The organism is Erwinia rhapontici (genome assembly GCF_020683125.1).
In the GTDB taxonomy this organism is placed as follows: domain Bacteria; phylum Pseudomonadota; class Gammaproteobacteria; order Enterobacterales; family Enterobacteriaceae; genus Erwinia; species Erwinia rhapontici.
Map to the genome: position 1 here is coordinate 755,989 of NZ_CP085627.1, position 13,587 is coordinate 769,575.

The 13,587-nt window shown below is 56.6% G+C and carries 14 protein-coding genes; 13 read left to right on the plus strand and 1 reads right to left on the minus strand.

What is annotated here, in order from left to right:
* Nucleotides 1-2: 2 nt before the first annotated feature.
* On the plus strand, nt 3-713 hold the full coding sequence (locus LJN55_RS03445) for a proteasome-type protease (RefSeq protein WP_200644163.1): 711 nt from the start codon (nt 3-5) through the stop codon (nt 711-713).
* A gap of 84 nt (nt 714-797) precedes the next feature.
* Here LJN55_RS03445 and LJN55_RS03450 read toward each other — a convergent pair whose 3' ends face one another.
* Nucleotides 798-1,994, minus strand: a complete 1,197-nt coding sequence (locus LJN55_RS03450; RefSeq protein ID WP_227535678.1) for a serine hydrolase domain-containing protein — start codon at nt 1,992-1,994, stop codon at nt 798-800.
* Nucleotides 1,995-2,343: 349 nt separating this feature from the next.
* Between LJN55_RS03450 and LJN55_RS03455 the strand changes: the two genes are divergently transcribed.
* The 12 genes from LJN55_RS03455 to mdcH all read left to right on the plus strand — a co-directional run bounded on the left by LJN55_RS03455 (nt 2,344) and on the right by mdcH (nt 13,585).
* Nucleotides 2,344-4,074, plus strand: coding sequence for a lysophospholipid acyltransferase family protein (locus LJN55_RS03455; protein ID WP_227535680.1), 1,731 nt, complete (start codon nt 2,344-2,346; stop codon nt 4,072-4,074).
* Between the two features lie 296 nt (nt 4,075-4,370).
* Complete coding sequence (locus LJN55_RS03460; protein ID WP_133843761.1) at nt 4,371-4,853, plus strand: Hcp family type VI secretion system effector; 483 nt, start codon at nt 4,371-4,373, stop codon at nt 4,851-4,853.
* 23 nt (nt 4,854-4,876) lie between these two features.
* Nucleotides 4,877-5,500 carry a peptidoglycan recognition protein family protein gene (locus LJN55_RS03465; protein WP_227535682.1) on the plus strand — a complete coding sequence of 208 codons (624 nt, stop codon included), beginning with the start codon at nt 4,877-4,879 and terminating at the stop codon, nt 5,498-5,500.
* Nucleotides 5,494-5,766, plus strand: a complete 273-nt coding sequence (locus tag LJN55_RS03470; RefSeq protein ID WP_227535684.1) for a hypothetical protein — start codon at nt 5,494-5,496, stop codon at nt 5,764-5,766. Before LJN55_RS03465 ends, LJN55_RS03470 begins: the two co-directional genes overlap by 7 nt.
* A 560-nt stretch (nt 5,767-6,326) precedes the next feature.
* On the plus strand, nt 6,327-7,979 hold the full coding sequence (gene mdcA / locus LJN55_RS03475) for a malonate decarboxylase subunit alpha (RefSeq protein ID WP_407647778.1): 1,653 nt from the start codon (nt 6,327-6,329) through the stop codon (nt 7,977-7,979).
* On the plus strand, nt 7,979-8,869 hold the full coding sequence (locus LJN55_RS03480; protein ID WP_167863433.1) for a triphosphoribosyl-dephospho-CoA synthase: 891 nt from the start codon (nt 7,979-7,981) through the stop codon (nt 8,867-8,869). The genes mdcA and LJN55_RS03480 overlap by 1 nt, the downstream gene beginning before the upstream one ends.
* Nucleotides 8,870-9,068: 199 nt before the next feature.
* Nucleotides 9,069-9,368 (plus strand): malonate decarboxylase acyl carrier protein, encoded by a 300-nt coding sequence (gene mdcC, locus LJN55_RS03485; protein WP_227535686.1) that lies wholly within the window; start codon nt 9,069-9,071, stop codon nt 9,366-9,368.
* Nucleotides 9,361-10,197: a biotin-independent malonate decarboxylase subunit beta gene (locus tag LJN55_RS03490; RefSeq protein ID WP_133843747.1), complete on the plus strand. Its 837-nt coding sequence runs from the start codon at nt 9,361-9,363 to the stop codon at nt 10,195-10,197. Before mdcC ends, LJN55_RS03490 begins: the two co-directional genes overlap by 8 nt.
* Nucleotides 10,194-10,994 carry a biotin-independent malonate decarboxylase subunit gamma gene (gene mdcE, locus LJN55_RS03495; protein ID WP_133843745.1) on the plus strand — a complete coding sequence of 267 codons (801 nt, stop codon included), beginning with the start codon at nt 10,194-10,196 and terminating at the stop codon, nt 10,992-10,994. Before LJN55_RS03490 ends, mdcE begins: the two co-directional genes overlap by 4 nt.
* Nucleotides 10,995-11,110: 116 nt before the next feature.
* The gene (locus tag LJN55_RS03500) at nt 11,111-12,070 is read left to right on the plus strand and encodes an AEC family transporter (protein ID WP_227535687.1); all 960 of its coding nucleotides are present in this window, start codon (nt 11,111-11,113) and stop codon (nt 12,068-12,070) included.
* 1 nt (nt 12,071) lies between these two features.
* Entirely contained in the window at nt 12,072-12,683 is a 612-nt protein-coding gene (locus LJN55_RS03505) for a malonate decarboxylase holo-ACP synthase (RefSeq protein ID WP_159337367.1), read from the plus strand.
* Nucleotides 12,680-13,585: a malonate decarboxylase subunit epsilon gene (gene mdcH / locus LJN55_RS03510; protein WP_227535688.1), complete on the plus strand. Its 906-nt coding sequence runs from the start codon at nt 12,680-12,682 to the stop codon at nt 13,583-13,585. Before LJN55_RS03505 ends, mdcH begins: the two co-directional genes overlap by 4 nt.
* Nucleotides 13,586-13,587 lie beyond the last annotated feature (2 nt).

Sequence of the window (13,587 nt, forward strand, 5' to 3'; positions counted from 1 at the left end):
CTATGACCTATTGTGTAGCTATGCGTTTATCGTCAGGGATGATTTTCGTTTCCGATTCCCGAACCAATGCGGGCGTGGATCATATTTCCTCGTTCCGTAAGCTTCATGTTTTTCAGCAAGATGGCGAACGGACCCTGGTGCTGCAAAGCGCCGGTAATCTGGCCACCACCCAGAGTGCGCTGAGCCTGCTGCGGCGTGGCTGCGAAGATGGCAAAAATCCTAGCCTGATGAACGCCACGAACATGTACGATGTGGCGCTGCTGGTAGGGGAAACGTTACGTTCGGTGATCAAGCGCGACGGCGAGGAGTTTGGCGGCACGTTGATGCTGGGCGGGCAGATCAAAGGCGAAGAGCCACGGCTGTTCCAGATCTACCCACAGGGCAACTTTATCGAAGCCAGTACCGACACGCCCTATTTCCAGATTGGAGAAAGTAAATACGGTAAGCCGATTATTGACCGCGTGCTGCGTTTTGATACGCCACTGGATCAGGCGATGCAGTGTGCACTGATTTCGATGGACTCCACGTTGGCGAGTAATATTTCGGTGGGATTACCGCTGGATGTGATGGTCTATCCAACGGACAGTTACAGCAGTATGCAGCAGTATCATATTACTGAAAAACACCCCTACTTTTCGCAGATCCGCCAGTTATGGAGCAGTGGCTTACTGAGCGTGTTCTCGCAGTTACCGCCGTTACAGCTCGACGAATAACCCCGGGCGAGGCATGCCCACCCCCCTACGTAGCGCCACCCGCGCAGGCCGGTCATCGTAGGGGGTGGGCATGCCCGCCCCGCATTACCGGCATCCACCCGGCGCATCCTGGCTTTCTGCCATGCGCAGCAGCATGCGGTGGCCGATGGTGTTGTCCCAGTTAAAGCTGTTTTGCAGCACCACGATCGCCGTTTTATGCTTCAGGTCCATCCCGATATAGCTGGCATAGCCGCCAATAAAACCGGACTGATAGAGAATGCTCTGCCCATTAAGATTGTTGCTCAGCCACGCCAGCGCGGATGAGTCGTTTTGCGCCTCTTTAAAGCGGATGGTGGTGGCATCATTAAAGGCTTGATCCAGGGTCGGATCGCCGCTGCCGTAAAGATGGGCACTCAGGTAGGTCAGCAGATCGTTGCCGCTTGACCACAACGATGCAGCACCCACCATATAACCCTTAAAATTCCAGTCCGGCACCACGTCACCACGCTTCACAAACTTCGGCTGATCCCCGGCATGTCCGCGTGCACGCAGCAAATAGCCCGGCAATCGCTGCGGCTGATAACCGGTATGATGCAGGCCAAGTGGCGCAATAATCCGCTGCCCGGCGATCTGCTGTGGCGTCTGGCCCGCTCGCTGTGTGATGGCGTAATCAAGAATGGCGTACCCCAGATTGGAATACATCACCTGCTGATGACGCGGGCGGCTGAAATCCTGCAAATAGCTCAGGAACTCGCCGTCATCCAGATCGTCGTAGAAAGGCTCACCGTAAAACAGATACGCCGTCAGTTTGCGCAGCATATGCAGGCTTGGCATCTGGCGCGGCAGCCCGGCGGTATGTGTCGCTAGCTGTTGCAGCGGGATAGCGCGCGCATCTTCACTCAGGGGAGCGTCTTTGCCTATGAGCTGACCCAGCGTGTCATCCCAGCGTAGTGTCCCCTCAGCGACCAACAGCGCCGCACTCTCTGCGGTGAATCCTTTGGTGACGGACCCGACGGCAAACAGCGTATCGCCGTTGATGGGAATGCGTTTATCGGTATCGGTATAGCCGTAGCTGAATATATGGCGCTGGCGGTCTGCATCCAGCACGGCCACTACCATGCCCGGAGTGCGCTGCTGGTCAATCTGCGGCTGCGCCAGGTGATCAATCTGCGCGTTGAGCGGCAGATGACAGCTGGCCTGCAAGCTGGCTGTCGCGGACGTATCAATACTGTTACTGGACAGCGAACCACAGCCCGCTAACAGCAGGCAGAGCAGAGGAGGCAGCGTTTTCAGGTTCATCATGAGGAGTCAGTCATGCTGATAATTTTTACTGCCACACGCGGATTATGCTGCCAGGAGGGAAAGGGACGCCATAAGGTGCGAATAATTTCCGAAAGCACGCGCTGTAACGATGCGGTAAATAAAAAAATATCAATAAATTTAATAAGTTATAGTTGTTCGCATTTTAACCTGAACGCCTTGCGCACAGCAAGGAAAGCCGCTAATTCCTGCAATATTCAGTGCAATCTGAATCTTCCTTCTCCTCAGGGCGGCGACACAAATTCATCGGGTATTTCACCTGTCATTTACCTGACATGAAAATGTCATCCGGGCTGGTTAGTGTGCCGATAAAACACCTGGAGGCTAACCCGTGTTTACAGTTGAAAGCGTATTAGACGATCTCAGTCCCGGACATGACACCCCCTCCTGGCAGAAAAGCGTGCTGCGCCGCCTGCTCCATGAAAAAGAGTTCCAGCAGTTCAATCAGCGCAACCGCCACCTGAAAGGGCTGGATATGGTGGAGCAGGTGCTGGAGTACCTGGATGTCAGCTGTGAACTCAGCGAACGCGACCTGGAGCAGATCCCAAGCACAGGGCCGGTGGTGATTGTTGCCAATCATCCGCTGGGAACGCTGGATGGTCTGGCGCTGCTGCATGCCGTCTCTCAGGTGCGGCGCGATGTGAAAATTGTCACCAATCGTCTGCTGAACTGCCTGTCCTCGCTGAGCAGTCTGATGGTGCTGGTGGACAACATGGGCAATCGCACCAGTCGCCAGCAGGTGGGGCAGATGCAGGAGCAGCTGGAAAACCAGGGCGTGCTGATCTTCTTCCCGGCGGGGGAAGTCTCCCGCTTTGGCAGCAAGGGCGTGAAAGATGGCAAATGGAGCCACGGCTTCCTGCGCCTCGCCGCCCGTTTTCGTGCGCCGGTGGTGCCGATCCACGTCAGCGGCCGCAACAGTGCGCTGTTCTATCTCACCTCAAAAATCTATCAGCCGTTGTCGATGCTGTTGCTGGTGCGTGAAATGTTCGGCAATCGTGGCGTGCGGCTGAAATTGAAAATCGGCAAGCGTATCCCGTATGCCAGCTGGCATGATGGACACACCCCGGCGAAAGAGCTGGCGGCGCGTTTTCGCCGTCATCTCTACCGCATCGGCCTGGGTAAATCCGAGCTGTTCCAGACGGAAGCCGCCATTGCGCGCGCAGAAGATCGCGCGGTGCTGAAGCGGGCGCTGGCCGGATGCGAAGTGCTGGGGCAACTGCCCGACGGTAAGATGATTTACCTCTATCGCCGTCAGGGCGAAGACTATGTCCCGATCCTGCGTGAGCTGGGAAGGCTGCGTGAAATCGCCTTCCGTGCGGTGGGTGAGGGCAGCGGGACACGACGCGACCTTGATGATTACGACGACGACTATTATCACCTGATTTTATGGGATGAAGAGGCGCTGGATATCGTTGGCGCCTACCGCTTTATTCCCACTGCCGAACAGTTCGAACGTAAAGGCTTTGAAGGGATCTACAGCCACAGCCTGTTCCATTACGATCACCAGATGAGCCCGGTGCTGATGCAGGGCATTGAACTGGGGCGCAGTTTTATTCAGCCTGCCTATTGGGGCAAACGCGGCCTCGACTATCTGTGGATGGGCATTGGCGCGTATCTGGCGAAATATCCGCAGTACCGCTATCTGTTTGGCCCGGTTTCCATCTCGGGAGGCCTGCCGCTGGCGGCCCGCGATCTGCTGGTGGCATTTTATCGTCTGTACTTTGCGCCGGACCTGCCGCTGGCCACCTCACGCCGTCCGTATCCGGCCTCGCTGCCTGATGTGCTGGCCCAATTCAGCGGTGATAACTACAGTGACGATCTCAAACGTCTGAAGCGGCTATTAAGCAACCTGGGGACGGGGATCCCACCGCTGTATAAGCAGTATTCCGAGCTGTGCGAAACCGGCGGGGTACAGTTTATCGACTTCGGCAGTGACCCGGACTTCAACCACTGTATAGACGGGCTGGTGCTGGTGGATCTCACCCGGCTGAAAGAGAGTCGCTTCCAGCGTTATATTGCGGTGCATCATGCGCCACCGATGGCGGAGCCTCTGGTCGACTGATCGCTGCGGGCCTCGGCACGCGCCATCCCTGGCGCGTGCCGTCCGGCTTACCTCAAACTGGCCCCGTCCCCGTAATAGAGTGCTCGCTGTGCGTGTTAAAACTGCCACGATGATGTATTTCTTTAATTCCCCCGTAATCTTTTATAAATCGTTTTTTTACTATTTATTATTCACCACCATTGGCTCTACCTTTCCCTGTCCTTAACAGAGTAAATCTATTAATCAATCCACTAACAGATTCCGTTTAAATAAACAGCCATCCGTTTTATGATTTTATTCATCAACAAGGAAGAGATATGGCTCAGGATATTTTCATCAGATTTACCGGTATTGAGGGCGAATCCCAGGATTTTGCACATAAAGGCGAAATTGACGTTCTGCGCTGGACGTGGGCTGCCCGCCAGCCATCCAATATGCACTCAGGAAGCGGCGGTGGTGCGGGGAAATCTACCGTCGGCGATCTGTACTTCGATCACTTTATTGATAAATCCAGCCCCAATCTTCTCCAGTATTCCCTTAGCGGTAAACCGATCCCCGAAGCGGTGCTGACCGTGCGCAAAGCGGGCGGATCGCCGCTGGAATATCAGATCATCACCCTGCAAGAGGTCATCATTACCCGGGTGGCGTTGATCTGCTATGACAACATGCCCGCACCACTCGAAAAGGTCGCTATCGCGTTCTCGCGGGTGAAGATGGATTACGTGCTGCAAAATGCCGAGGGGAAAACGGCAGGAACGGTTTCAATGGGCTATGACATCAAAGCCAATACGGTGATCTAAATCGCCTCAAGGGAGGGAAACCAATGCTATACGTTAATGAAAATGGTCATATTTATGCCGACCGTATTAAGATCAAAATATTCAATAATATCGAGCATGAAAAAATGGATGCGGTGAATGGCATTGTCGTGCATCAGAGCAATGCCTCTACAGCCAGCAGCACCTTTCATAGCTATCAAAACAAAGGCGCCGCTGGCGCTCACTTTCTGATTGACAGAGATGGCACCATCTATCAAACCGCCTCATTGTTTAAAGTCCCCTGGCATGTGGGAAGGCTACAATCCCGCTGCTATCTGACGAAAAAATGCGAGCCGGCAGATTTGCAAAAAGTGGCCGATCTGGAAAAGTCATGGAGAAATTACGATAAGGTGCATCAGATTGAAAAAGTGAAAAATTATCCTGATCGATTCCCCAGCAATATCGACAGTATTGGGATAGAAATTGTGGGTGAAGCTACTGGCGATAAAGTTAAAATAGGAAATGAAATTATTCCTGTTTTTGAATCGGTTAATGATCAACAAAATGATGCATTAAAATGGTTGATTAAGGAGATTTCTGACACGCTTAAAGTTCCAATGAATGAGATACATCGACATCCCGAAATTGGAAGGAAAAACATTACAGAGGCTAGTACGGCAAAATGGTGATATTTAATAAAAAACTCATTGTTATTTTTTCATCTCTGTTTTTTTGCTCGATGCAAGTTCAGGGGAGGACGGTCATCGATATCGATATCAAAGATGTTGGTCAACAGTCTCAAGGTCGTGAAGATAAAAATGAAGAAGAAGCCTGTAAAGTATTTATACCGAATAAAAAACAAATGATTCGTTTTTTTAATCTGGCAAAAGAATATAAAAAAGTGGGAGTCTACTTCATGAATATTATTCTCCCTGTGTTTCATCTGGTTCAGTGAAATTCAAAGATGGTTCATCCGGAGACTGGACGGTACAATCCAGTGGCCTGGCATTTGCTATTCTGGATAATGGAGAGTCACTCGTCTTCTTCCATAAAGACAACCAATGGACCGATCCTTATGCCTGCACCTACGGTTTACAAAACGATCCTATATGCTAATTAACCCCCTTTTCTAACACGGGCACCGTTTGTGCGGGGATGGGGCTGGGGTGAGGTAAGCCGGACGTCACGCGCCAGGACGCTGCGTGCCGAGGCCCTCATGGGTGCGTCTTTTGCCGATCCGGCGTGCCCACTCCGGCTCCAGCCCTGTCACTGCACTACGAGCACACAGGCTTCTGCCATTATCTGCCCGCCTTTGTGCATTTAGCGCGATAGCATTGTGACCACTATCCCGATTTAAAATCATTACACATCTGATTTAATTAATATTTAAAAAACCGTTACGCCTGGCGTAATGGTTATAGCACTGGGTGTAATTGTTTGACTGCGCCACGGCGTGCAGACTCGGTAATCAGACTGAAGCATCCCTGACAGGATGCGCTTACAGGAGGTTACATCATGCTTACCCAATCATCCCCCCGAATCTGGGATACGCGTCGCCGCGAAAAACAGCGCCGTATTGCCAGCCTCGGGCTCACCCACAAAGTTCTCCCTACCGATGATTTGATCGCCATGCTGGAAAAACTGATTGTCCCTGGCGACCGCGTCGTTATGGAGGGTAACAACCAGAAACAGGCCGATTTTCTGTCCCGATCGCTGGCGCAGGTCAACCCGAAAAAACTGCACGATCTGCATATGATCATGCCGAGCGTCGGCCGTAGCGAGCATCTTGATATCTTCGAAAAAGGGATTGCCCGCAAGCTCGATTTCTCATTTTCCGGCACCCAGAGCCTGCGTATTTCGCAGCTGCTGGAGGACGGCCAGTTGGAAATTGGCGCCATTCACACCTACATCGAACTCTATTCGCGGCTGTATGTGGACCTGATCCCTAACGTGGCGCTGGTCGCGGGTTTCAAAGCCGATCGTAAAGGCAATCTCTACACCGGTCCCAGTACGGAAGACACCCCGGCACTGGTCGAAGCGGCGGCATTCCATGATGGCATCGTCATTGCCCAGGTGAATGAACTGGTGGATGACGAGAGCGATCTGCCGCGCGTCGATATCCCCGGTTCGTGGATCGACTTTGTGGTGGTGGCGGATAAACCCTTCTTTATCGAACCGTTGTTCACCCGTGACCCACGCCTGATCAAACAGGAGCATGTGCTGATGGCGATGCTGGCGATCAAAGGCATCTACGCCGAGCACAAAGTGCAGTCGCTCAACCACGGTATTGGGTTTAACACTGCTGCCATCGAACTGCTGCTACCCACTTACGGCGAACAGCTGGGCCTGAAAGGCAAAATCTGCCGTCACTGGACCCTGAATCCGCACCCGACGTTAATCCCGGCGATTGAAAGCGGCTGGGTGGAAAGCGTGCACTGCTTCGGCGGTGAGCTGGGAATGGAAAAATACGTTGCAGCGCGCCCGGACGTGTTCTTCACCGGGGCCGATGGTTCTATGCGATCCAACCGCGCCTTCTGCCAGATGGCGGGCCAGTATGCCGCCGATATGTTTATCGGCTCCACCTTACAGGTGGACGGCGATGCGAACTCCTCCACCGTGACGCGTGGCCGCCTGTCGGGCTTTGGCGGTGCGCCCAATATGGGGCACGACCCGCATGGTCGCCGCCATGCCACGCCAGCCTGGCTGGCCATGATCAACGAACCTGACCCGATGGCACGGGGTCGCAAGCTGGTGGTGCAGATGGTGGAAACCTTCCAGGCTGGCGCAAAACCGACCTTTGTTGAAAAACTGGAAGCGGTCGAGGTGGCAAAAGCGTCCGGCATGCCGCTGGCCCCGGTCATGATCTACGGCGATGACGTTACCCACGTACTGACCGAAGAGGGGATTGCTTACCTCTATCGTGCGCAGTCGCTGGAAGAACGGCGGGCGATGGTGGCGGCGGTCGCCGGGATTACCGATATCGGTCTGGGCGTGGATGCGAAGCGGGTGCAGCAGCTGCGGCGCGAAGGGAAGGTGGCCTTCCCGGAAGATCTTGGCATTCGCCGTACCGATGCCACCCGTTCCCTGCTGACGGCAGGCAGCGTGGCTGACCTGGTCGAATGGTCCGGCGGGTTGTATGAGCCTCCGGCCAAATTCAGGAGCTGGTAGTGAACCTGCAACGGCAGTGGGCTGCAAGTTCGGCGGAACGCCATGCACAGCGCCTGGCCGCGCTGGCAACACGTTGCCTGGTCATAGAAGCCAACCTCACGCCGAAACCAGGATTGGTGGATCGCCGGGGTAGCGGGGCGCATCACGACCTGACGTTGGCGCTGATGGAGCGTTCTGCTCACAGTCTGACGCCAATGTTCCGCGAGATGGCGCGACAGAGCTGGCAGCGTCCGGCGGATATCGCTCTGCGCCAGTTGGCGGGCCGACTGGGACGTGAAGGCGAAGCGGTGATGATGCAGGTGACGGGCGGAGTGAATACCCATCGCGGTGCTATCTGGGCTCTGGGGTTGCTGGTCTCTGCGGCTGCCATGTGCGGAGGGCGCGGTAGCCCGACGCAGATAACCCGTATGGCCGCGCGCCTGGCACAGCTGCCGGATGACGCTGCGCCGACGCTGTTCAGCAACGGCCTGCGCGCCTGTTCACGTTATCGTCTGCCCGGAGCACGGGAAGAGGCTCAGCAGGGGTTCCCCCATGTGATGAATCTGGCTCTGCCGCAGCTCTGGCAAAGTCGCCAGCAGGGGGCGAACAGCAACGCAGCACGGCTGGATGCGCTGATGGCGATCATGACCTCGCTCAGCGATACCTGTGTACTGTCGCGTGCCGGAATGCCAGGGCTGGAAGCGATGCAGCAGGGGGCGCGTGCGGTACTGGTGGCCGGCGGTGTGCAGCAACCTGCCGGGCAGCAGGCGCTTCAGCGGCTGGATGCAGCAATGCTGGCGCTGAATGCTTCACCAGGCGGTGCAGCCGACCTGCTGTCTGCCACGATTTTCCTGGACCATGTCCATTGCTCGGGCCGGGCATGCCCGACCCCTACAAAAGGATGGGCGTAGGGGCATGCCCCGCCCGCAACAAACGGTCGTCCTGGCGATGTGTGGCAACCCGATGTTCGTAGGGGCGGGGCATGCCCCGCCCGCAACAAACGGTCGTCCTGGTGATGTGTGGCAACCCGATGTTCGTAGGGGCGGGGCATGCCCCGCCCGCAACAATTGCTCATCCCCGCAGACGAGCAATCAATTTTAAGAGGATCTTATGCAACAGATAACCTTGTCTTTTCCGGCTTCACGCCACCTCAGCGGTAAGGCGCTGGCGGGTGTTGTCGGGTCCGGCGATATGGAAGTGCTGTTCACAGCGAACAGCAGCCATGTCCTGAGCGTGGCCATCACCACCTCAGTCGATAACAGCAGCCCGCGCTGGCAGGCGCTGTTTGAGCGTATCAGCAGTTTTGGCTCACTACCTGCCGGGCAGATGACCATTCATGATTTTGGTGCCACCCCCGGCGTGGCCCGCATTCGCATTGAACAGGTGTTTGAGGAGGTAGCCGATGCGTAACGACAGCAGCTTTATCGAACTGAAAGCGCGTGAGCGTGCACGTCTGCTGCTGGATGACGGTAGCTTCCGCGAACTGCTCGACCCGTTCGACGGCATCATGTCGCCATGGCTGGGTGCACAAGGCGTTGTGCCGCAGTCTGATGACGGCATGGTGGTGGCAAAAGGCACCATCGATGGTCAACCCGCCGTGGTGATTGCCATTGAAGGGGCATTCCAGGGCGGCAGCATGGGCGAAGTCTCCGGGGCGAAAATGGCGGCTGCACTGGAACTGGCCGCTGAGGATAACCGCAAGGGCATCGCCACTCGCGCAGTGCTCTGCCTGGAAACGGGTGGCGTACGGCTACAGGAAGCCAACCTTGGTCTGGCAGCGATTGCAGATATCCACGCCGCCATTGTCGACCTGCGGCGCTACACCCCGGTGGTTGGCATTATCGCGGGCACGGTGGGCTGCTTTGGCGGGATGTCGATCGCCGCCGGGCTGTGCAGCTATCTGATTGTCACCCGTGAGGCCCGGCTGGGGCTGAATGGTCCGCAGGTGATTGAACAGGAAGCGGGTATTGATGAGTACGACTCTCGCGACAGGCCATTTATCTGGAGCATGACCGGAGGAGAAGTGCGCGCCCGCAGCGGCCTGGTGGATGCGATTGTCGCTGACGGTCAGCATGTCGTTCAACAGGCCATGCGTACGGCGCTGGCGAAGGGCGTTCCGGCGTTACATCGCTCACAGCATTATCAGCACTATCTGCCGCGTCTGGCACAGTTTGATACCCGCCAGCAGGCCGATGCACAACAGATTACACAGCTATTCAGTGGGGAGGATCACAAATGAAACAGCCAACAGGACGCGGTGAAATCTGGCTACAGCAACTCAGTGCCGGAGCGGCCCGTTTACCGGGGTTATGCCCGTCTGTGCAGGTCGCTGACGGTCACGTAAACGGGGAAGCCGTGCGTTTTATTGCCGTGGTACCGGATGCCGATAACCACTATCCCCGCGCCAGACAGGGCGAAGTCGGACTGTTAGAGGGCTGGACGCTGGCGAAAGTGGTCAGTGAAACCGTGGCGCAGGATGCCAAAAAAGCCGACAAGCGGCCGATTATCGCGGTGATTGATGTTGCCAGCCAGGCCTACGGTCGGCGTGAAGAGGCTTTTGGTATTCATCAGGCGCTGGCCGCTGCCGCCGGGGCTTACGCTGAAGCGCGGCTGGCGGGTCATGTGGTGATTGGGCTGATTGTTGGCAAAGCGATGTCGGGGGCTTTCCTGGCACACGGCTACCAGGCTAACCGGCTGATCGCCTTTAACGACAGCGGCGTGCTGATTCATGCGATGGGCAAAGCGGCGGCGGCGCGTATTACGCTGCGCAGCGTCGAGGCACTGGAAAAACTGGCGCAGACCATCCCGCCGATGGCTTACGACATCAAAAATTACCACAGTCTGGGATTGCTGGAAGCGCTGCTGGATATTCGTCAGCCTGATGCACCCGATGCTGCTGATATGGCACAGGTGCAACAGGCGCTGACGGCGGCTATTACTGCGGCACGCCATGATCCTGGGTTGCAGTGCCGGCTAAAAGCAGAGAACCGTCGCAGTTCACACACCGTCAGAGAACGGATGCGTCAACTCTGGTAAGGCCCGTTGTGAAATCGATAAGACAACCTGCGAGACTGGCGGATATCTGACAGACATCCGCCAGTCTGAACTAATAATCATCGCGCCTGTGCTTACTTCAATTAACAGGTGATGTTATGACTTACGTGATTGTTCATGCTCTTGCCCCCATCTTTATCATTATGCTCCTGGGCTTTTACGCCGGCAAAGCCGGGATGGTGGATAATAAGAATGTCTCTTTACTGAATATTTTTGTGATGGATTTTGCCCTGCCAGCGGCCTTGTTCAGTGCCACTGTGCAGACGCCGTGGGCCGGGATTATCCAGCAGTCGCCACTGATTCTGGTGCTGGTGCTGGCGATGTGGATTGTCTATGCCGCGATCTACTTTATTAGTACGCGGATGTTTAAAAAGTCACCACAGGATGCGGCGGTACTGACGCTGACCGTGGCATTGCCGAACTATGCTGCCCTGGGCTTGCCGATCCTCGGTAGCGTGCTGGGAGAAGGTGCATCCACCTCGCTGTCGGTCGCGGTATCGATTGCCTGCGGCTCAGTGCTGATGACGCCGTTTTGTCTGCTAACGCTGGAGCGCGAAAAAGCGCGTGCAGCGGGTGATGCGGGCAGTGCGGGGATCGGCATGTTGCCGGTGCTGATGTGGCGTTCGGTGATCAAGCCGATTGTCTGGGGACCGCTGCTCGGTGTGGTGTTATCGGGGCTGGGTGTGAAGATGCCGGAGCTGGTGCTGGCGGCAATCAAACCGCTCGGACTGTCGGCCACGGCGGGCGCACTGTTCCTGACGGGGGTGATTCTGTCGGCGCGTCAGCTGAAAATCAACGGCGTGGTGGTGATATCGAGTATCACAACGATGCTTATTCAGCCGTTTATTGCCTGGGGGCTGGTGCTGGCCTTGGGTATCAGCGGACAGGTGGCGATCACGGCGATCCTGATGGTGGCGTTGTCAGCCGGTTTCTTCGGCGTCGTCTTTGGCAACCGTTTTGGCGTGCAGTCGCCGGATGCGGAAGCGACACTGTTGATCAGTTCGCTATTGTGTATCATCACGTTACCGCTGTTTATCACCCTGACATCCGGAATGTAAGATGACTATAACGCCACATGATTTGATCTGGATCCGCACTGCTGACGCGATGGAGGGCGACCTGCCCGACTGGGTTGCCAGCCAGTGGCGGCGAACTTTGCCGCTGGTCGTGCGTCGCGACCATGATCAGGATGGGCGTATTCCGGTTGGGGTGCGTGGCTTGCTCCGCGATCAGCGTGCCGCAGGTTGGGTAGCAGCAAAGCATGTGGTCCGCACGCTGTCGCCGGAGGCACTCAGTGTGGCAGAGCATCTGCTGGCTTCTCCTTTTGTTTCCCAGCCGCCAGTACAGGCGGCTATTCAACTGGCGCAGCAACGCTGGTGGTGGACATGGGGCATTACCGGCAGCGTAGGCTATGCGCTGGCAACGGAAATCCCGGTACTGCATAACGATAGCGATCTCGACCTGCTGATCCGCTGCCCGGAACCCGTGGCGCAGCAGGAGCTGGAACGCTGGCAGCAGTTTGTCAGCCAACTGCCTTGTCGTGTGGATACACAGGTGGAAGTGCCACAAGGCGCCTTTGCCTTAAGTGAATGGCTGCGTGACGGGCGCGTGCTGTTGAAAACCAACGCAGGCCCGCGCATCACCACCCAGCCGTGGAGTGTCATACCATGAAAATACTGTTCTCTTTTCCAGGTCAGGGGCCACAGCGCCCCGGAATGCTGCAACAGCTCCCCAACGGACAGGCGTTACTTGATCAGGCCAGTGAGGTGCTGGCGGAGGATGCTCGCGAGTTAGATCAGGCCAGCGCGCTGCAACATACCCGGGCGGTACAGCTCTGTCTGCTGATTACCGGCGTGGCGCATGCGCGTGAACTCCAGCGGCAGGGCATTGTGCCGGATATCACCTGCGGCCTGTCGATTGGTGCTTTTCCGGCGGCGGTGGTGGCCGGGGCGCTGGCGTTTGATGATGCCTTACGGCTGGTTGCGCTGCGCGGTACGCTAATGGAGGAAGCTTATCCGCAAGGCTACGGCTTGACGGCGATTATCGGGCTGGAGGTATCACAGCTGACACCGCTGCTGGGCAACGACTGCTGGCTGGCTAACATCAATGCGCCTCAGCAACTGGTGATTGCCGGCAGTGACGCCGCGATGAGCGCCGTCGCCACCCGCGCACGTCACGCTGGGGCGCAGAAAGTTCATCGGCTGGCAGTGAGTGTGCCTTCTCACTGCGCGCTGCTGGCCGAACCGGCTATGAAACTGGCGATGGCATTTCAGGCGGTGTCACTGACGCACCCACACTGTGCGTATCTCAGTGGCAGCACGGCACGTGTGCTGTGGCAGCCGGAGCAGATTGCTGACGATCTGGCGAAAAATATGTCGCGTACGGTGCGCTGGCATGAGGCGATGGTGGCGGCCCGCGAACGGGATGTGGGGCTGGCGATTGAGATGCCGCCGGGATCGGTACTGACCGGCCTTGCGCGCAACGCATTTTGCGGCAGCGCAGGGGAAGCGATCGCACTGGAACAGAGCGGTGAGCTGCTGGCTAAGCGCCTGGCGGAACGTCTAACACGGTAGTC